The organism is Streptomyces sp. NBC_00224 (assembly GCF_041435195.1).
Taxonomy (GTDB): Bacteria; Actinomycetota; Actinomycetes; order Streptomycetales; family Streptomycetaceae; genus Streptomyces.
In genome coordinates, this window is record NZ_CP108106.1 from 1,785,666 (window position 1) to 1,803,355 (window position 17,690).

A 17,690-nucleotide genomic window follows, 5' to 3' on the forward strand; every position below is an offset into this window, starting at 1 on the left:
GTAAAACAACCCTCTTATCGGGCTCCCCAACGACCACATCGTGGGCTTAACTTATGTGCCATGACCTCCCCCCGCTCCACCTATGGCGGCGGTTACTACTCCGCGCCGTCCTTCCCGGACACCCCCATCTACGACTCCCTCGTCGCAGAACGGGGCACGCCCCAGATCGCCCCGATCCGCGTGCCTGCCCTGTACGACACCGGCAGCAGCTATCTGCCGGCCCTCCCGGCCGCGCTCCCCGCCCTGCCCGCCGGTCCCTCCCAGCAGCAGCCCGCCTACGCCTCGTCGTACGGCTACCAGCAGGCGCCGCAGCCGATGCCGCTGCAGCAGGCGCCCGCGCCCTACATCCCACAGCAGACCGGCGCCGCGCGCGGCTACCCGGGCCCGCAGGCCCAGCAGCAGCGCCCGATGGGCCCGACCGGCTACGAGGCGATGCGCCCCGCCGCCCCGCGCCCCGCCCCGGCGCCGTACGACGGCTACAGCCAGCCGTACCCGAACACGGGGTACTGAGCGGGGCCCGCTCCTCCGCGTTCGACCGGATGTCCGAGGCGGCTGGCAGGATTGGCTCATGGAGAGACCACTTCAGCCCGTCGTGCGCCACATCAACATCTACCCCGTCAAGTCGGTCGGGGGGTACCGACTCGACGAGGTGCCGGTCGAACCGTGGGGTCCGGCCGGCGACCGTCGCTGGATGGTCGTCGACGCCGCCGGGAAGGCCGTGACCCAACGCGAGCAGGCGCGGCTCGCGTTGGCCGCCGCCCGTGCGCTGCCGGACGGCTCCGTCCGGCTGTCCGCGCCCGGCCGGGAGGATCTGACCGTCGCCGTGCCCGAGCCGATCGGCGCGAGCGCGGTGACGCTCTTCGGCAAGAAGGTCGAGGCGATAGCGGCCGACGAGACCGCGCACGCGTGGTTCAGCGAGCACCTCGGGGTGGAGGTCCGGCTGGTCCACCTCGACGATCCCGCGACCCGGCGGCCGATCGACCCGGACTTCGCGCTGCCGGGCGAGACGGTGAGCTTCGCCGACGGCTTCCCGCTCCTGGTCGCCACCACGGCCTCGCTGGAGGCGCTGAACTCGCTGATCGCGCAGGGCGGTCATCCGCACGAGGGCCCCCTCCCGATGAACCGGTTCCGCCCCAATGTGGTCGTCGACGGCACCGAGGCGTGGGCCGAGGACCACTGGTCGCGGATCGCGATCGGCGAGGTCGTCTTCCGGGTCGCCAAGCCCTGCGGGCGCTGTGTCATCACCACCACGAACCAGGCGACCTCCGAGCGCGGCCGCGAGCCGCTGCGCACCCTGGGCCGCCACCGCCGCTTCGGCACGAAGCTGGTGTTCGGGCAGAACGTCGTCCCGGAGCGCACCGGTGTCATCCGCACCGGTGATCCCGTGCGCGTTCTCGCGTAAGCCGCCCGTCCGCGGGAACTCGTGAGGACAGCGGACGCGTTGTGCGGGAGGGGGCTCGGGTGACGTTGCTCTCTCTTGGGCCCGCTCGCGCGTAGGGCGCACCGTACGGGGCCAGGACGCAAGCGGAAGGGGGTGCGATTCAGTGCGATCCGCAGTGGGGGTGTGGCGTTGGCGGCAGAACCCCTTACGCCGCCGTACGGATCTCGTCGAGGCATGGGTGGCGCTCGCCGCCCTGGTGCTGATGGCGCTGGCCTCGCCGGTGCTCGGGAGCCTGTGCGGGGCGGTCACGGACCGGGCGCTCCAGCGCACGGTGACCAGGGAGCAGCGCGAGCGGCACGCGACGACGGCCGTGGTGGTCCACCAGGCGCACGAGCACAGTGCGCTCGCCGACGCCCAGGGAGTGGGCGGCCGCGAGGGCCGGATCCGGGTGGTGGCCAACTGGACGGCGTACGACGGCAGTCTTCACACCGGCACGGTCGCCGCCCCCAGGCGGTCGGCTCCGGCGGGCTCCACCTTCCGCATGTGGACGGACGACCGGGGCATGCGCACGAGCCGCCCCCTGGACTCCGCCACCGCGCACGCGCACGCGGTGTTCGCCGGTCTCGGCGCGGCCGTGGCGGCGGCCGGCCTCGTCGAGGGCATACGACGGCTCGTCGTATGGCGGCTGGTGCGACGGCGGTATGCCCGTCTCGACCGCGCCTGGGCCGGATACGGTCCGGACTGGGGCCGTGCGGGAGCAGGCAGCTGACCGGTCAACTCACCGGCCTCGCGCGCGCTACGGTGGACCATCAGTCGCACGTACAGCGTTCGCACGCACGAGGTGGGGGCACAGCAGCGCCATGGCTCAGGGCACGGTCCAGGTAACCCACACCGGCACTTCGAGGTGGCGGCGCCGCACCGGCGAATACGCCTCGCTCGCCGCTGCCCTGGAGGCCGCCGCGGACGGCGACGTCCTCACGGTCGCGCCCGGCACCTACCGCGAGAACCTGGTCCTGCGGCGGGCCGTGACCCTGCGCGGCCCGGAGGGGTCGGCGGGATCGGTGCGGATCGCCCCGGCCGACGGCGTACCGCTGACCGTGCGCGCCTCCGCCACCGTCCAGGACCTCCAGCTCGAAGGACAGGACGCGGCGGCGCCCGCGCTGCTGATCGAGGACGGCGCTCCCGAGCTGTGCGACCTGCGGGTGGTGACCCGCTCGGCGGTCGGCATCGAGGTGCGCGGCGCGGCCCGCCCCACGGTCCGCCGCTGCACCGTGGACAATCCGGGCGGTGTCGGCATCGGTGTACTGGACGGCGCGGGCGGCCTGTTCGAGGAGTGCGAGGTCGTCGCGGCCGGCCAGTCCGGCGTCTCGGTGCGCGCGGGCGCCCACCCCCGTCTGGAGCGCTGCCGGGTGCACCACGCCTCGGGCGCGGGTCTGTCGGTGACCGGCGAGGGCACCGGCCTGGAGGCGCTGGGCTGCGAGGTGTACGAGATCAAGGGCGCCGGGGTGCAGATCGCCGCGCGCGCCGTGGCCCACCTCACCGACTGCACGGTGCACCGCACCTCGGCGGACGGGGTCACGCTCGACACGGACGCCGTGCTCACGCTCGCCGACTGCGACATCCACGACATCCCCGAGAACGCGGTGGACCTGCGCTCCCGCTCGGTCCTCACCCTCACCCGCTCGGCGGTGCGCAGCTTCGGCCGCAACGGCCTCTCGGTGTGGGACCCGGGCACCCGGGTGGACGCCAACCAGTGCGAGATCCACGACAGTACGGGCGACTATCCGGCGGTGTGGGTCAGCGACGGCGCCACGGTGGTGCTGGAGGCGTGCCGCGTCCACGACGTGCCGGACGCGCTGTTCGTCCTGGACCGGGGCTCGCGCGCCGACGTCGTCGACAGCGACATCTCGCAGGTGCGCAACACCGCGGTGTCGGTCAGCGACGGCGCCACCGCGCAGCTCGACGACTGCCGCATCAGGGAGGTGTCCACGGGCGCCTGGTTCCGCGACCACGGCAGCGGCGGCACGCTCGCCAACTGCACCATCGACGCGGCGCAGACCGGCGTGATCGTCACCAAGGGCGCCGACCCCCGCATCGAGCGCTGCACGGTCACCGCGCCCGCCGAGGCCGGGTTCTACGTCTCGGCCGAGGGCCGGGGCACCTTCCACGGCTGCCGGGTGACCGGCAGCGGGGGCTACGGCTTCCATGTCGTGGACGGCTGCCGTACGACGCTGACCCGCTGCCGTACGGAGCGCTGCGCGCGCGGTGGGTACGAGTTCGGCGAGGACGGGCCGGTCTCCGAGGACTGCACCAGCGACGAGAGCGGTGTGCGCCCCGGCGCGGCGGAGCCGCCCGCCGTCCAGACCGCCACCCAGACGATGGGCCTGCTCTCCACGGTCCCTGGGCAGCGCCCCACCGAGGCTGCGGCGGTGTCCGTAGAGGAACCCGCCCGTTCCTCGCAGGACGTCCTGGGTGAACTCGACACGCTGGTGGGCCTGGAGAGTGTCAAGCGCGAGGTGCGGGCGCTCACCGACATGATCGAGGTGGGCCGCAAGCGGCAGCGGGCCGGGCTCAAGGCCGCCTCGGCCCGCCGCCATCTGGTCTTCACCGGCTCCCCCGGCACCGGCAAGACCACGGTCGCCCGGCTCTACGGGGAGATCCTGGCGTCGCTCGGGGTGCTGGAGCGCGGGCACCTCGTCGAGGTGTCCCGGGTCGATCTGGTGGGCGAGCACATCGGGTCGACCGCGATCCGCACCCAGGAGGCGTTCGACCGGGCGCGCGGCGGAGTGCTGTTCATCGACGAGGCGTACGCGCTGTCGCCCGAGGACTCCGGACGGGACTTCGGCCGGGAGGCGATCGACACCCTGGTGAAGCTGATGGAGGACCACCGCGAGGCGGTGGTGGTGATCGTCGCGGGGTACACGGCGGAGATGGAACGCTTCCTCAGCGTCAACCCCGGGGTGGCGTCCCGTTTCTCACGGACCATCACCTTCAGCGACTACGACCCGGACGAGCTGCTGCGGATCGTGGAGCAGCAGGCCGAGGAGCACGAGTACCGGCTGGGCAGCGGGACGGCCGAGGCGCTCGTGAAGTACTTCACGGTGCTGCCCAAGGGCCCGGCGTTCGGCAACGGCCGCACCGCGCGTCAGACGTTCGAGTCGATGGTGGAGCGGCACGCGGGCCGGGTCGCCCAGTTCGCCGACGCCAGCCCGGACGACCTGAGCCTCCTCTACGCGGACGATCTGCCCGAACTGCCCTGACAGCAGGGCTTGTTGGCGGTGTGTCAGCGCGGATGCGGGAGCGCCGGTGCCAGTTCGTCGAGGAGTGCGGTGCGCTCCTCGGCGAAGACCGGGTCGGCCTGGTACTCCGAGTGGGCCAGGATCGGCGCGGGCAGCGGTTGCCGCTGTGTACGTCCGAAGGCGAGCGGGTCGAGCAGCGGGCCCCGGTCCACGTTCGTGCCGGGCAGCACCGGGCCGCCTATCGGGTCGGTGGCCCGCCACAGGTTGCGCCAGCAGCGCAGCTCCCGGTGGAGGGCGGTCAGTTCCGGGCGCCCGAAGTACGCGGGGAACCAGCGCCCGTACAGCCGCTCCAGGGGCGAGCCATAGGTGAGCAGCGCGACGCTGCGGCGGGTGTGGGCGGGCAGCTGCCACACGGCGGCGGCCGCCAGGACGCTGCCCTGGGAGTGGCCGGAGATGACGAGGCGGCCGCCGGTGCGCCCGGTCCAGGTGTTCATCCGCCAGGTGAGGTCCGGCACGGCCCGCTCGGCGTAGCAGGGCGGGGCGAACGGATGGGCCGCGCGCGGCCAGAAGGTGCCCACGTCCCACAGGATGCCGATGGTGCGCCGGGCCGAGGCGTCCTTGTAGGCGCGCCGCCCCCAGGTGACGAAGAGCAGGAAGCCGAGGCCGGTGAACCAGGAGCCGAGCGCCTGGGCGGTGTCGGCGGCCGAGGCGACCGCGCCCGGCGCGTCGGCCGCCGCCCGCCCGGGCACCTGCCCGGTGGTCCACGAGCCCGCCAGCGCGCCCGCGCCGAGCAGCAGCGTGGCGGCGCCGACGATGCCGAGGAAGGCGGGCGCGCGGTCGGTGAGCTGGGCCATCGCGCGGGCGGTGGCGATCCGCCGGGAGCGGGCGGCGTCCGGGGGCTCGCCCGGGTAGTCCGCGAGCAGCCCCGGCTCCTCGGCGCGCGCGGTGCGCCAGGTGCGCAACGCGAAGTAGGCGACGGCCGGTACGAGGAGCGCGAGCAGGGCCGGGATCACCGAGGCCTGCCAGCTGAGCAGCGGCGGCGGGCCGTGGAAGACGTCGGGGGCCTCGCCGGGCGTGCCGGAGCCGTCCAGCCAGTCGGCCACGCGCTGGGCGACCCCGCCGGTCATCACTCCGCCGAGCGCGCACGCCAGGAGCGCGACGGCGGGGCCGCCGAGGCCGGACAGCGCGGTACGGGAGTCGTGCGCGCGGCGCCGCAGCAGGAGCGCGACCCCGGCGAGCAGGACGACCAGGACGCCCTGGGCGAGGGCGATGATCCCGAAGGTGCGGTCGCCGGGGAGCGTGGAGTGCGAGGCCCAGCCGGGCCGCTCCCACGACGCGTACACCATCGACAGGACGAGCACACCGAGGGCGGCGGCGGGCAGGAACGTGATGACGGCCCGGTCCAGGTGCTCGTCGAGGCGCGACTCGCTGCGGCCCCGGCCGCACACCACGCCCACCACAACGGCCGCCCCCGCGAGGAGAGTCGCCGTCAGGAGCCAGCCGACGACGTCGAGCGGGGTGCTCGCGGCGGACCGGTCGTGGCGGGCGGCGGCCCCGGTGACCGCCGCGGCGACGGTGAGGAACCCGGCGGCGGTGTGCGCGGCGCGCAGCCGGGCGACCAGGCGCCGCCCGTACCAGAAGCCGGGGCGGCTCAGAGCGGGCGCGTGCGGCTCGTCGTCGTCCCCGGCGGCGCCGAGCGGCTGCTGGGACTCGTACGCGCTCCAGGTGCGGTTGGACAGGTACCAGAGCAGCCCGGTCAGGGCTGCGGGCACCAGCGCGGCCAGCGCCAGACGGCGGCCGGGCGGGCTCCACCAGCCGCCCCTCTCGGGCGAAAGGAAGCCGAGCCAGGACTTCCCGGCGGCGCAGCCCGCCGCGCCCGCGCACTGCCAGGCGGCCAGATCGAGCGCGACCTCGCAGGCGGCGGCGGTGAGCAGCACGGTCAGGCTGAGCGCGACGAGCCGCACGAGCACCCCGTAGAGCCGCACCGCGCGTGCGGAGTCCCGGGCGGGCGGGCGCATCCAGTGCGCGAGGTTGACCACCATGAACGGCAGGAGCAGCAGCCACAGGGCGCGGGCGCCGTTGCCGGAGGTGAGATTGGCCCAGCAGTACGCCTCGGGCACGGGCCGGTCGCGGTAGCGCTCGGGGTGGTCCTCGGCGTCGGCGTCCTCGGTGCGGCGGTGGACGGCGGCGGTCTCGTCCCCGGTGACCCGGACCGTACGCGGGTCGTCGAGCATGGACTGCGGGGTGGCACCACCGACGCCGTGGACGAGCAGTTCGAGCGCGGGCCCGCCGTCGTCGGCGGCCGGTGTGGCACGGGACACTTCTGTGACTCGCTCTCATGGTGGGAGGATCGGCGGCGGGACACGGCGGGGGCTGTCGTGCGGATCGCGGATCGTGCGGGTCGGGCGTCGTTCGGGGGCCGGGGGACCTCGGCGCGAAGGCCTCGGCGTGCGGGTTCTTCAGGATCTCGGATCGGCGGCCGGAGTGCGGTGTCCTCACGGAATCTCCCCGTGACAGGATTCGGATGTACGGCGACGACATGTACGGCGACGCGGAAGGACCGACCCGGCAGTGACCGACAACCAGAACCTGCTCGCGGAGCAGCGTCGCGCCCTGATCCTCGACGAGGTCAGACGGCGTGGCGGTGTCCGGGTCAACGAGCTCACCCGGAAGCTCAATGTCTCGGACATGACGGTGCGCCGGGACCTGGACGCGCTGGCCCGGCAGGGCGTGATCGAGAAGGTGCACGGCGGCGCGGTGCCGGTGGTCGAGGCCTCCACGCACGAGCCCGGCTTCGAGGCCAAGTCGGGCCTGGAGCTGAGCGCCAAGGAGGACATCGCGCGCGCGGCGGCCGCGATGGCCGTGCCGGGCAGCGCCATCGCGCTCTCGGGCGGTACGACGACGTACGCCCTGGCGCACCGGCTCCTCGACGTGCCGGATCTGACGGTGGTGACCAACTCGGTGCGGGTCGCGGACGTCTTCCACGCGGCACAGCGGGCCGCGGGCAACGGCGGGAACCGGCCGGGGGCGGCGACCGTGGTGCTCACCGGCGGGGTGCGCACCCCGTCGGACTCGCTGGTGGGGCCGGTGGCGGACCAGGCGATCCGCTCGCTCCACTTCGACGTGCTCTTCCTCGGGGTGCACGGCATCTCGGTGGAGGCGGGTCTCTCCACGCCGAACCTGGCGGAGGCGGAGACCAACCGCCGGTTCGTGCAGTCCGCGCGGCGGGTCGTGGTGGTCGCGGACCACACCAAGTGGGGGACGGTGGGGCTGAGTTCGTTCGCCTCGCTGGACGAGGTGCACACGCTGGTGACGGACTCGGGGCTCTCCGACGCCGCGCGCGAGGAGATGGCCGAGCATCTGCCGGGGCTGCTGGTCGCGGGCGAGGACGACTCGGCCGAGGTGGACGCGGCCCCCGCCGAAGACATCTGACGGACCGCCAGTTAAGGTGTGCGGGCTCGCTGTTGACCGCTCGTGCCCGTCCACACCGATCGCTGGAGGTGCGACCCGATGGCTCGCCGACTCCGTCCCGTGGAGCTCGACTTCGTCGAGACCGCTCCGCTGCGCCTGGTCTTCGCCGCCGACGCGGCCGCCCCGGCGGACGCCCTCTACCGCGCGCTTGCCGTCGAGACCGACACCTGGCCCGAGTGGTTCGCGGCCGTGACGCACTCGCGGGCCACCGACGGCGGCCGGGAGATCCGGCTGAGGGGCGGCACCCGGTTCGAGGAGACGGTGATGGCCGCCGAGCCCTCCGCGCGCTACGCCTACCGGGTCGACGTCACCAACGCCCCCGGCCCGCACGCCCTGTTGGAGGAGTGGCGGCTCACCCCGACCGCCGAGGGCACCCGGGTGCAGTGGACCTTCGCGGCCGCGGGCGGCGCGCCCTTCCGGTTCGCGCTGCGGCTGGGCCGGCCGGGCCTGGGCCGGGCGTTCCGCGACGCGGTGACGGCGCTCGACCGCCGACTGACCGCGCCCGACGGCGGGCCGACGGCAGCGGCGTCCTAGGGCCTGTCCGGTCCATCCGACCCGTCAGGCCTCGCCGCACCCGTGCCATCCGGCCCGACTGGCCGCTTCCAGCCGTAGGCCTCCCGGCCGACCGTCCTAGTCCGGCCACACTCCGTTGGCCAGGAACGCGTCGATCGCCGCCGTGTACGGCGCGATGTCCAGGCCCTGTTCGGCCAGCCAGTCGTCGGAGTAGTACTTGTCGAGGTAGCGGTCGCCCGGGTCGCAGAGCAGGGTGACGACGCTGCCGGTGCGCCCGGCGGCCACCATCTCGGAGATGATCTTCAGGGCGGACCACAGGCCGGTGCCGGTGGAGCCGCCCGCCTTGCGGCCGATGGCCGCTTCGAGGGCGCGCACGGCCGCGACGCTCGCCGCGTCCGGGACCTTCATCATCCGGTCGATGGCGCCGGGCAGGAAGCTCGGCTCCATCCGGGGCCGCCCGATGCCCTCGATGCGCGAGCCGCAGTCGCTGGTGGCGAGCGCGTCGCCACGGGTCCAGCCGTCGAAGAAACAGGAGTTCTCCGGGTCGGGGACGCAGATGCGCGTGTCGTACTGCATGTAGTGCACATAGCGGGCGATGGTCGCCGAGGTGCCGCCGGTCCCGGCGGTGGCGACGATCCAGGCGGGCTCCGGGTAGCGCTCCAGCTTCAGCTGCTGGTAAATCGATTCTGCGATGTTGTTGTTGCCGCGCCAGTCGGTGGCCCGCTCCGCGTACGTGAACTGGTCCATGTAGTGGCCGCCGGTCTCGTCGGCGAGCGCGGCGGACTCCTCGTACATCTTCATCGAGTCGTCCACGAAGTGGCACTGGCCGCCGTGGAATTCGATCAGGCGGCACTTCTCGGGGCTGGTGGTGCGCGGCATGACGGCGATGAACGGCACGCCGATGAGCTTGGCGAAGTACGCCTCGGAGACGGCGGTCGAGCCGCTGGACGCCTCGATGACCGGCTTGCCGGGACGGATCCAGCCGTTGCACAGCCCGTACAGGAAGAGCGAGCGGGCGAGCCGGTGCTTGAGGCTGCCGGTGGGGTGGGTGGACTCGTCCTTGAGGTACAGGTCGATGCCCCACCGCTCGGGCAGCGGGAAGCGCAGCAGATGCGTGTCGGCGGAGCGGTTGGCGTCGGCCTGGACCTTGCGCACGGCGTCCTTGAGCCACGCCCGGTAGGCCGCGTCACTGCGGTCCACGTCGATGGTCTCCATGCCACTCCTCCATGTCTCGGGTGCCCCGGGGACGAGGGCGCCCGGGCTGGAAATGTCGTGAAGCGTGTCGCCGAAGTCGGCTGGAAACGCACGGCTCCGTCACTTGACAATACCGCCCTCACCTGCACAAACCTTCCCTTTGAGGATCCATAGGGGTGGCTTGTGGGACGCCGGTGAAGCGGCGTACGGCGGCGGGTGACGGCCGATCCTCCGCGCGCCCTGGTGTCTACGGCCATCGTTGTGCAGACTGCCCAGCAGGAACGGTACGAAGGGGGCACAGCGGCCATGACCGAGCCCGAGTTCAGCGCCAGGGGTGTGCGGATCGAACGCTGGACGCGTTCGCTGACCAGGGCGGGACAAGTCCTGATCAAGGACGGTCGGCTCGCCCTGCTCACCAGCAGCGGGCGGGAGATCGACAGCGCGCCGCTGCGTGCGGTGAGCGCGGGCAAGCCGCTGCTGCCGTGGACAGCCAAGGCCGACCGGACCGTGGCCAGGCTCAACGGCCACCGGTACCGGCTGACCATGGGCCAGCAGAGCGGCAGGCCGCGCGGAGCGGAGCTCGCCCAGCGCTTCCTGCAGGCGGTGCGCCCGGTGGGTGAACCGCGCGACTGAGGGGCTGATGGGGCGCGAGTTGCGGAGCGCCGACCCCTGCGCCACCCTGGTCTCACATCACTGAGGGTTTACCGGCGGTCACGCTGCGATCCAGCCCGCCGGACCAGAAAGCTTCTTCCGGACCTCAATCGGGGAGTCGCAGCCGTGATCAGCCAGTCCAGCAGGCATTGCACGGTGGAGCTCCAAGCCCTGCCGTCGCGGATCGGGCAAGTCCGCAGAATCGTTTCAGCGCAGTTGCGTTACTGGCATCTCGATCCTCTTATCGACGAGGCGGCGCTGGGCGTCACCGAGTTGCTGACCAATGTCCACCGGCACGCCCAGCCGGACAAGATCTGCACCGTGGAGATCGAGCTGTTGCGCGACCGGCTCACGGTGTCCGTCCACGACCACGACCCGCGCATGCCCACGGTGCGCAGCGCCGACCCCTTCGCCACCAACGGCCGCGGACTCGCGATGATCGCGGCGGTCAGCGAGAGCTGGGGGGTGCGTCCGCAGGGCGCCTCGGGCAAGACCGTGTGGTTCACGCTCCCCGCGCCGCCGCCCGCGGTCGGGCTGCCGCCCCGCCCGGCGTACGGGACGAAGACGGCCGCTCCCCCGGCGACCGGCCCCTGCCTGCGCAAACGGCCCGCCCTGGTGCTCGCCGAGGGCCTGGCGGGCCATCCGCGCACTCCCGCCCGGCTGCCCGCGGTGGGCTGACCGGGCGGGGCGGCCGGGCGGGACCGCTCCGCAGTGCGGTGGTCATTCCGTACCGCCCTTGCGGCGGCCGAACTCCTCGTCCAGGACGGAGAGCCGGCGCCAGTACTCGTCCTCGTCGATCTCACCGGCGGCGAAGCGGCGGCCGAGCACGGCGAGCGGCGAGCGCTCGTCGAGCGGGGGGCGGCCGTCGTAGGACCGGGGGTCGGCGAAGGGCGGGCGCCAGGGGCCGCGCCGTCCGCGCCACACCGTGCGGCGCAGCAGGGTCACGACCGTGAAGATCACGGCCGCCCAGATCACCGGGAAGAACAGGATCCAGGGTCCGGGTCCGTCGTAGGCCAGTGTGTTCATCGTGCTCAGCTCCTCGGTCGGGGGTGGGTCTCGTGGTGCTTTCGAGACTGCCGCCGAGGGGTGGCCCGGGTCGTCGTACAGCCAGCGGCACCTGCCGTACCTCCCGGGGAGTAGATCGGGCGCGGACGACTGCTCTCGCTTCTGTACCTACTAGTATGTACAGTACGGGGTATGAGCACCCCCGAGCGTCTGATCGAGGCCACCCGCGAGCTGCTGTGGGAGCGGGGCTACGTCGGCACCAGCCCCAAGGCGATCCAGCAGCAGGCGGGCGCGGGCCAGGGCAGCATGTACCACCACTTCGCGGGCAAGCCTGACCTGGCGCTCGCCGCCATCCGGCGCACCGCCGACGAGCTGCGCGCGAGCGCCGAGGCCTCCTTCGGGGGCGAGGGCACGGCGTACGAACGGATCCGCGGCTATCTGCTGCGCGAGCGTGACGTCCTGCGCGGCTGCCCGGTGGGCCGGCTGACCATGGACCCGGACATCATCGCCAGCGAGGAACTGCGCGCGCCCGTCACCGAGACGATCGACTGGCTGCGCGGACAGCTCGCGCGGATCGTCCAAGAAGGCCTGGACGCGGGCGAGTTCAGCGCTCCCCTGGTGCCCGAGGAGATCGCGGCGACGGTGGTCGCGACCGTCCAGGGCGGCTACGTCCTGGCCCGCGCGTCCGGCTCGCCCGCCGCCTTCGACGCGGGCGTCCGCGGCCTGCTCGCCCTGCTCGCGCCCCGCACCCCCTGACCACCACCACCCGCCCAGGAGCGCCCACCATGCACGTCACCCGTCAGCGTCCCGCCAGTGTGCGGGGTCCGGCCGAGCACTTCACGGGCACGGTCTGGCTCGACGAGATCGCCGTTCCCCCGTCCCCGTCCCGGCTGCGGATGTTCAGCGTCCACTTCACCCCCGGCGCCCACACCGCCTGGCACCGCCACCCGCACGGCCAGGTCCTCCACGTGACCGAGGGCGAGGGCCTGGTGCAGCGCAGGGGCGGCCCCGTCGAGCCGATCCGGGCGGGTGACACCGTCTGGATCGAACCGGACGAATGGCACTGGCACGGCGCCGGGCCGCACACGTTCATGACCCATCTCGCGGTCGTCGAGGCGGCACAGGACGGCACCGCGGTCGACTGGGACCGCCATGTCGCCGCCGACGCCTACCCGTCGTCCACTGCCTGAGGAGTACGCCGTGCACGCCCTGCAGTACGAGATCACCCTGCCCGCCGACTACGACATGGACATCATCCGCACCCGCGTCGCCACCCGCGGCCATCTCCTCGACGGCTTCCCCGGCCTCGGCCTCAAGGCGTATCTGATCCGCGAGCGCGGCGCGGGCTCGCCGGTGAACGCCTATGCGCCCTTCTACCTCTGGAACACACCCGAGGGCATGAACTCCTTCCTCTGGGGCCCGGGTTTCCAGGGCATCGTGGACGACTTCGGCCGTCCGGAGGTCCAGCACTGGATGGGCCTCTCGTACGAGGAGGGGACGGCGGCCGGGGCCGTACCGGTCTCCGCGACGCGCGAGCGCCTCGCGATACCGGACGGTGTACGGCCCGCCGACTTCGTGGCCGAGCAGCTGGGGCGGGCGGCCGCCCCGGGGACGGTGGCGAGCGCGCTGGCCGTCGACCCCCGCCGCTGGGAGCTGCTGCGCTTCACGCTCTGGGAGCAGGAGGCCCCGCAGGCGCCCGGCGACCGCTTCCAGGTGCTGCACGTGTCGGCGCCGGAGCGCGGCGAGCTGACCCGGGGACGGCACTGGTGAGCGGGCTGCCCGTCGTCCGTACCGTGACCGGCGATGTGCCCGCCGACCGGCTCGGCGTGGTGGACGCGCACGACCATCTCTTCATCCGCAGCCCGCTGTTGCCGGGCCAGGAGCTCGACGACGCCGGGCAAGCGGCCGCCCGGCTCGGTGCCTTCCATGATCTCGGGGGCGGCACGGTGGTGCAGTGGACCCCGTACGGAATGGGCCGCCGGGCCGACCGACTGGCCGCGCTCTCACGGGAGTCGGGCGTCCACGTCGTGGCCGCCACCGGGCTGCACCAGGCGACCCATTACCCGCCCGAACTGCTCGACTCCGTACGCGACTCGCTCGCCGAGTTGTTCGTGCGCGAGATCACCGAGGGCGTGGCGGGCGGCGGTGGAGTGCGGGCCGGGCTGATCAAGGTCGCCGGGGGCTTCCACGGGCTCGACGCGCACGCCCGGCTGACGATGCGCGCGGCCGCCGAGGCCCATCACCGCACGGGCGCGGCCGTCGCGGTGCACCTGGAGCTCGGGACCGGAGCCCTCGACGTGCTCGACCTGCTCTGCGGGGAGCTGGGGGTCGCGCCGGACCGGGTGATCCTCGGCCACCTCAACCGCTCCCCCGACTCCGCCGTCCACCGGCAGGCCGCCGCCGCGGGCGCCTATCTGGGCTTCGACGGGCCGTCCCGGGCCAACCACGCCACCGACTGGCGGATGCCGGAGGCTCTCAAGGCGCTCGCCGACGCCGGGTTCGCGGACCGACTGCTGCTGGGCGGGGACACGGTGACCCCGGACACACCGGGCATGCCGTACCTGCTGCGCCGGGTGCGGCCCGGACTCGAACTCGCCCTGGGCGAAGAGCTGGTGGAGCGGATCCTGGTGGGGAATCCGCCGGGGGCGTTCGCGCTGCGCCGTTAGGGCCCGGCGGTCGGCGTTGGACTGACGGCCCGTCAGCCCAGCGCCGCCAACGGGTCGTCGAGCACCGGCTGCCACGCCAGCTCGGCCGCGCCGACCAGGCTGTTGTGGTCGAGCGAGCACGCGAGGATGGGCACGCCGCCGCTGCGCCCCCACAGGCTGCGGTCGGCGACGACCGCCCGCAGCCGGTCCGGGTCCGCCTCCAGCAGGGCCTTGTGCAGTCCGCCGAGGATGATCCGGTCGGGGTTGAGGATGTTGACGAGCCCGGCCAACCCCAGGCCCAGGCGGTCGATGAGCTCCTGCGCGGCCCCCCGTACGGCCACGTCCTCGTACTCCGTGCGCAGCAGCTCGCGGGACTGCTCCAGGAGCGAGACCTCGGGGCCCGGGTCGCGGCCCGCCGCCACCAGGAAGGCGAGCGGGTCGGTCTCCACGTCCAGGCAGCCCCGGCCGCCGCAGTAGCAGGGGCGGCCCTCGGGGCTGACGGTGAGGTGGCCGACCTCCAGGGCGAGGCCCGAACTCCCGGTGTGCAGACGGCCGTCGAGGACGAGGGCGCCGCCGACGCCCCGGTGCCCGGTGGCCACGCAGAGCAGGTGCTGCGCACCGCGCCCGGCGCCGTGGCGGTGCTCGGCGAGGGCGGCGAGGTTGACGTCGTTGCCGGTGAAGGCGGGACCCTCGATGCCCGCGGCCCGTACCCGCTCGGCGAAGATCTCGCGCACCGGGGCGCCCGCGGGCCAGGCCAGGTGCAGCGGGTTCAGCGCGGTGCCGTCCGGCTCGGCGACGGCCGACGGCACGGCCAGGCCCGCGCCGACGCAGCGCAGCCCGCTGCCGCGCAGGAGTTCGGCGCCCGCCTCGACGACCTCGCCCAGCACCTGCGCCGGGTCGGCGGAGACGGTGACGCAGCCGGGTGCGGTGGCGACCGTCCGGCCGCCCAGGCCCACCAGTGCGGCGCGGAATCCATCGGCGTGCACCTGGGCGGCGAGGGCGACGGGGCCCGAGTCGTTGACCGCGAGGCGGTGCGAGGGGCGGCCCTGGGAACCGGCGGCGGCGCCGGGGCGGGAGTCGACCTGGATGAGGCCGAGCGCTTCGAGTTCGGCGGCGACCGCTCCGGCCGTGGCCCGGGTGACGCCCAGCTCGGCGGTGAGGACGGCGCGGGTGGGCGCGCGGCCGGTGTGGACCAGTTCGAGCGCGGGGCCGAGTGCCCCACGGCCCCTGTCCAGCCTCGTCTTGGTGTGCGTCGCCTTGCCGTTCATGGGGGCGAGTCTCCCATGATCCAGGACGGAGGCATTCCCTCCGTCGGCGGCCCCCGTTCACTCGCCGCTCACCCGCCCGGTCGTCGCGCGGGCCGGCGGCTGGGGGATCAACGGGTTGTCCGCAGGGGCCGTCGACCCCTATTCTGAGTTTGTGCCGCTACTAAACAAAGTACGGACGGCCCTTCCGGCAGGATCCGGCGCGCACACCGCCGCGCCCTCCTTGCTCCGCCTCCGCACCGCCCTGACCGTGTTCTTCGCCCTCGACGGATTCCTCTTCGCCGGCTGGGTGGTCCGCATCCCGGCCATCAAGCAGCAGACCGGTGCCTCGGCCGGTGACCTCGGCCTCGCCCTGCTAGGCGTCTCGGCGGGCGCCGTGGTGACCATGGTGCTCACCGGCCGGCTCTGCCGGCGCTTCGGCAGCCACCCCGTGACCGTGGCCTGCGCCGCGCTGATGGCGCTGGCCATCGCCCTGCCCCCGCAGACCCATTCGGCGCTCGCCCTGGGAGCGGTCCTGCTGCTCTTCGGCGCCGCGTACGGCGGGATCAACGTGGCCATGAACAGCGCGGCCGTCGATCTGGTCGCCGCCCTGCGGCGCCCGGTGATGCCCAGCTTCCACGCCGCGTTCAGCCTCGGCGGGATGCTCGGCGCGGGCGTCGGCGCGCTGGTCGCGGGCGGCCTCTCCCCCACCGCGCACCTGCTCGCGCTGACCGGGTTCGGCCTGCTGGTGACCGCCCTCGCGGGACCGGCCCTGCTGCGCCACCCCGCCCCGACGCACACCGCGACCCCGCACGCCCAGGGGCGGCGCCTCGACGGACGGGCCCGGCGCCTGGTGCTCCTGTTCGGCGTGATCGCCCTGTGCACGGCGTACGGGGAAGGGGCCATGGCCGACTGGGGCGCGCTCCACCTGGAGCAGGACCTCGACGCGGCGCCCGGCATCGCCGCCATCGGCTACTCGCTGTTCGCCCTGGCCATGACGGCCGGCCGACTCAGCGGCACCTTCCTGCTCGAACGCCTGGGCCAGACCCGCGCGCTGGTCGCGGGCGGCATGACGGCCACGGCCGGGATGCTGCTCGGCGCGCTCGCGCCGACGGTGTGGCTCGCGCTCACCGGTTTCGCGGTGATGGGCCTGGGCCTCGCCAACATCTTCCCGGTCGCGGTGGCCCGCGCGGGCGCGCTGGCCGGACCCGGCGGGGTCGCCGCCGCCTCGACCCTCGGCTACGGCGGCATGCTGCTCGGCCCGCCCGCGATCGGCTTCGTGACCCAGTGGTCCTCCCTGCCGGTCGCCCTGACGACGGTGGCCGCACTGTCGGCGGCGGCGGCCGTGATCTCGTACGCCTCGCGGCATGCGACGGCGGGGGCGTGACGGCCCGGCCACACCGGCGCCGGCGCCATGCGATGACGGGCCGACGCGCCCGCGGACTACCTGCTGACCGGCCCCGCCAGGCCAGGGACGCCGGCGCCCGCCCGCGGGCGTGACCGGGCGCACATGGACAGCATCACCACCCCGCCCGCACCGCTGGCAGAATCCCGACATGGACACCGCTGAACTCATCAACGCCCTCGACCGCGAGGGCCGGTTGCTGGCCGAGGCCGCCGGCACGGCGGGCCCCGACGCCCCCGTGCCGACGTGCCCCGGCTGGCAGGTGCGGGATCTGCTGCGGCACACCGGGACGGTGCACCGCTGGGCGACCGCGTACATCACCGAGGGCCACACCGCCTTCCACCCCAGCGGTGAGGAGCCCGACCTGGACGGCGACGGACTCCTCGACTGGTTCCGCGAGGGCCACCGGGCGCTCGTCGGCGCGCTGACCGGCGCACCGAAGGACCTGGAGTGCTGGCACTTCCTGCCCGCGCCCTCCCCGCTGGCGTTCTGGGCCCGCCGCCAGGCGCACGAGACGGCCGTCCACCGGGTGGACGCCGAGTCGGCCCGGGGCGGCCACGCCACCGCGCCGGAGCCGGAGTTCGCCGTCGACGGCATCGACGAGCTGCTCCGCGCCTTCCACGCCCGGGAGCAGAGCCGGGTGCGGACACAGACGCCGCGCACCCTTCGCGTACGGACGACGGACACGGACGCGGTGTGGACCGTGCACCTGTCGGACGGGGTGCCGCGCACGGTCCAGGACGACGACGGCCCCGCCGACTGCGAGCTGAGCGGCTCCGCGCACGAGCTGTATCTGACGCTGTGGAACCGACGGCCGCTCTCGTCCGTTGCTCTTGCGGGCGACGCGTCGCTCGCCGAACTGTGGCAGGCGAATTCGGCCATCACCTGGAAGTAGCCCAGGGACGGTCCGCACGGGTCACGGCACGCACGGCCGCGACCCCG

The 17,690-nt window shown here is 73.9% G+C and carries 18 protein-coding genes; 14 read left to right on the plus strand and 4 right to left on the minus strand.

The window, feature by feature from the left end; genetic code table 11:
* Positions 1-60 precede the first annotated feature (60 nt).
* The 4 genes from OG965_RS07915 (at position 61) to OG965_RS07930 (ending at position 4,641) form a co-directional block, all read left to right on the plus strand.
* Entirely contained in the window at positions 61-510 is a 450-nt protein-coding gene (locus tag OG965_RS07915; protein ID WP_371650577.1) for a DUF6643 family protein, read from the plus strand.
* Between the two features lie 58 nt (positions 511-568).
* A complete protein-coding gene (locus OG965_RS07920; RefSeq protein WP_371650579.1) occupies positions 569-1,402 on the plus strand; it encodes an MOSC domain-containing protein in 834 nt (277 codons plus the stop codon).
* Positions 1,403-1,544: 142 nt separating this feature from the next.
* A complete protein-coding gene (locus OG965_RS07925; RefSeq protein ID WP_371650581.1) occupies positions 1,545-2,150 on the plus strand; it encodes a hypothetical protein in 606 nt (201 codons plus the stop codon).
* 91 nt (positions 2,151-2,241) lie between these two features.
* Entirely contained in the window at positions 2,242-4,641 is a 2,400-nt protein-coding gene (locus tag OG965_RS07930; RefSeq protein WP_371650583.1) for a right-handed parallel beta-helix repeat-containing protein, read from the plus strand.
* 23 nt (positions 4,642-4,664) lie between these two features.
* On the opposite strand, the gene OG965_RS07935 is transcribed toward OG965_RS07930, so the two are convergent.
* Complete coding sequence (locus OG965_RS07935) at positions 4,665-6,941, minus strand: hypothetical protein (protein WP_371650585.1); 2,277 nt, start codon at positions 6,939-6,941, stop codon at positions 4,665-4,667.
* A 250-nt stretch (positions 6,942-7,191) separates the two neighbouring features.
* On the opposite strand from OG965_RS07935, the gene OG965_RS07940 reads away from it, so the two are divergent.
* Both OG965_RS07940 and OG965_RS07945 read left to right on the plus strand, forming a co-directional pair.
* Positions 7,192-8,052 (plus strand): DeoR/GlpR family DNA-binding transcription regulator, encoded by an 861-nt coding sequence (locus tag OG965_RS07940; RefSeq protein WP_371650587.1) that lies wholly within the window; start codon positions 7,192-7,194, stop codon positions 8,050-8,052.
* A 78-nt stretch (positions 8,053-8,130) separates the two neighbouring features.
* Positions 8,131-8,625: an SRPBCC family protein gene (locus OG965_RS07945; protein ID WP_371650589.1), complete on the plus strand. Its 495-nt coding sequence runs from the start codon at positions 8,131-8,133 to the stop codon at positions 8,623-8,625.
* 96 nt (positions 8,626-8,721) lie between these two features.
* On the opposite strand, the gene OG965_RS07950 is transcribed toward OG965_RS07945, so the two are convergent.
* Complete coding sequence (locus OG965_RS07950; protein ID WP_371650591.1) at positions 8,722-9,819, minus strand: PLP-dependent cysteine synthase family protein; 1,098 nt, start codon at positions 9,817-9,819, stop codon at positions 8,722-8,724.
* A gap of 285 nt (positions 9,820-10,104) precedes the next feature.
* Between OG965_RS07950 and OG965_RS07955 the strand changes: the two genes are divergently transcribed.
* A complete protein-coding gene (locus OG965_RS07955) occupies positions 10,105-10,431 on the plus strand; it encodes a hypothetical protein (RefSeq protein ID WP_371650593.1) in 327 nt (108 codons plus the stop codon).
* A 144-nt stretch (positions 10,432-10,575) separates the two neighbouring features.
* Entirely contained in the window at positions 10,576-11,127 is a 552-nt protein-coding gene (locus OG965_RS07960; protein WP_371650595.1) for an ATP-binding protein, read from the plus strand.
* A 42-nt stretch (positions 11,128-11,169) separates the two neighbouring features.
* On the opposite strand, the gene OG965_RS07965 is transcribed toward OG965_RS07960, so the two are convergent.
* Positions 11,170-11,475: an SHOCT domain-containing protein gene (locus OG965_RS07965; protein WP_371650597.1), complete on the minus strand. Its 306-nt coding sequence runs from the start codon at positions 11,473-11,475 to the stop codon at positions 11,170-11,172.
* Between the two features lie 171 nt (positions 11,476-11,646).
* Here OG965_RS07965 and OG965_RS07970 point away from each other — a divergent pair, with 171 nt between their 5' ends.
* The 4 genes from OG965_RS07970 to OG965_RS07985 are packed head-to-tail and all read left to right on the plus strand — an operon-like array spanning position 11,647 to position 14,120.
* Positions 11,647-12,210 (plus strand): TetR/AcrR family transcriptional regulator, encoded by a 564-nt coding sequence (locus OG965_RS07970; protein ID WP_371650599.1) that lies wholly within the window; start codon positions 11,647-11,649, stop codon positions 12,208-12,210.
* A gap of 29 nt (positions 12,211-12,239) precedes the next feature.
* A complete protein-coding gene (locus OG965_RS07975; RefSeq protein WP_371650601.1) occupies positions 12,240-12,644 on the plus strand; it encodes a cupin domain-containing protein in 405 nt (134 codons plus the stop codon).
* A gap of 10 nt (positions 12,645-12,654) precedes the next feature.
* Positions 12,655-13,224: a DUF4865 family protein gene (locus OG965_RS07980; protein ID WP_371650604.1), complete on the plus strand. Its 570-nt coding sequence runs from the start codon at positions 12,655-12,657 to the stop codon at positions 13,222-13,224.
* Complete coding sequence (locus OG965_RS07985; RefSeq protein WP_371656882.1) at positions 13,218-14,120, plus strand: phosphotriesterase; 903 nt, start codon at positions 13,218-13,220, stop codon at positions 14,118-14,120. Before OG965_RS07980 ends, OG965_RS07985 begins: the two co-directional genes overlap by 7 nt.
* A 32-nt stretch (positions 14,121-14,152) precedes the next feature.
* Here the strand turns inward: OG965_RS07985 and OG965_RS07990 are convergent, their stop codons facing one another.
* The gene (locus OG965_RS07990) at positions 14,153-15,367 is read right to left on the minus strand and encodes an ROK family protein (RefSeq protein ID WP_371650606.1); all 1,215 of its coding nucleotides are present in this window, start codon (positions 15,365-15,367) and stop codon (positions 14,153-14,155) included.
* 151 nt (positions 15,368-15,518) lie between these two features.
* Between OG965_RS07990 and OG965_RS07995 the strand changes: the two genes are divergently transcribed.
* On the plus strand, positions 15,519-16,730 hold the full coding sequence (locus OG965_RS07995) for an MFS transporter (RefSeq protein WP_371650608.1): 1,212 nt from the start codon (positions 15,519-15,521) through the stop codon (positions 16,728-16,730).
* A gap of 169 nt (positions 16,731-16,899) precedes the next feature.
* A complete protein-coding gene (locus OG965_RS08000; RefSeq protein ID WP_371650610.1) occupies positions 16,900-17,643 on the plus strand; it encodes a maleylpyruvate isomerase family mycothiol-dependent enzyme in 744 nt (247 codons plus the stop codon).
* Positions 17,644-17,690 lie beyond the last annotated feature (47 nt).

Excerpts from the sequence above, each read along its gene's own strand:
- OG965_RS07915 (WP_371650577.1), top strand. The coding sequence starts at position 61 with ATGACCTCCCCCCGCTCCACCTATGGCGGCGGTTACTACTCCGCGCCG.
- OG965_RS07970 (WP_371650599.1), top strand. The coding sequence starts at position 11,647 with ATGAGCACCCCCGAGCGTCTGATCGAGGCCACCCGCGAGCTGCTGTGG.
- OG965_RS07930 (WP_371650583.1), top strand. The coding sequence starts at position 2,242 with ATGGCTCAGGGCACGGTCCAGGTAACCCACACCGGCACTTCGAGGTGG.
- OG965_RS07945 (WP_371650589.1), top strand. The coding sequence starts at position 8,131 with ATGGCTCGCCGACTCCGTCCCGTGGAGCTCGACTTCGTCGAGACCGCT.
- OG965_RS07920 (WP_371650579.1), top strand. The coding sequence starts at position 569 with ATGGAGAGACCACTTCAGCCCGTCGTGCGCCACATCAACATCTACCCC.
- OG965_RS07975 (WP_371650601.1), top strand. The coding sequence starts at position 12,240 with ATGCACGTCACCCGTCAGCGTCCCGCCAGTGTGCGGGGTCCGGCCGAG.
- OG965_RS07990 (WP_371650606.1), bottom strand. The coding sequence starts at position 15,367 with ATGAACGGCAAGGCGACGCACACCAAGACGAGGCTGGACAGGGGCCGT.
- OG965_RS07950 (WP_371650591.1), bottom strand. The coding sequence starts at position 9,819 with ATGGAGACCATCGACGTGGACCGCAGTGACGCGGCCTACCGGGCGTGG.
- OG965_RS07955 (WP_371650593.1), top strand. The coding sequence starts at position 10,105 with ATGACCGAGCCCGAGTTCAGCGCCAGGGGTGTGCGGATCGAACGCTGG.
- OG965_RS08000 (WP_371650610.1), top strand. The coding sequence starts at position 16,900 with ATGGACACCGCTGAACTCATCAACGCCCTCGACCGCGAGGGCCGGTTG.
- OG965_RS07965 (WP_371650597.1), bottom strand. The coding sequence starts at position 11,475 with ATGAACACACTGGCCTACGACGGACCCGGACCCTGGATCCTGTTCTTC.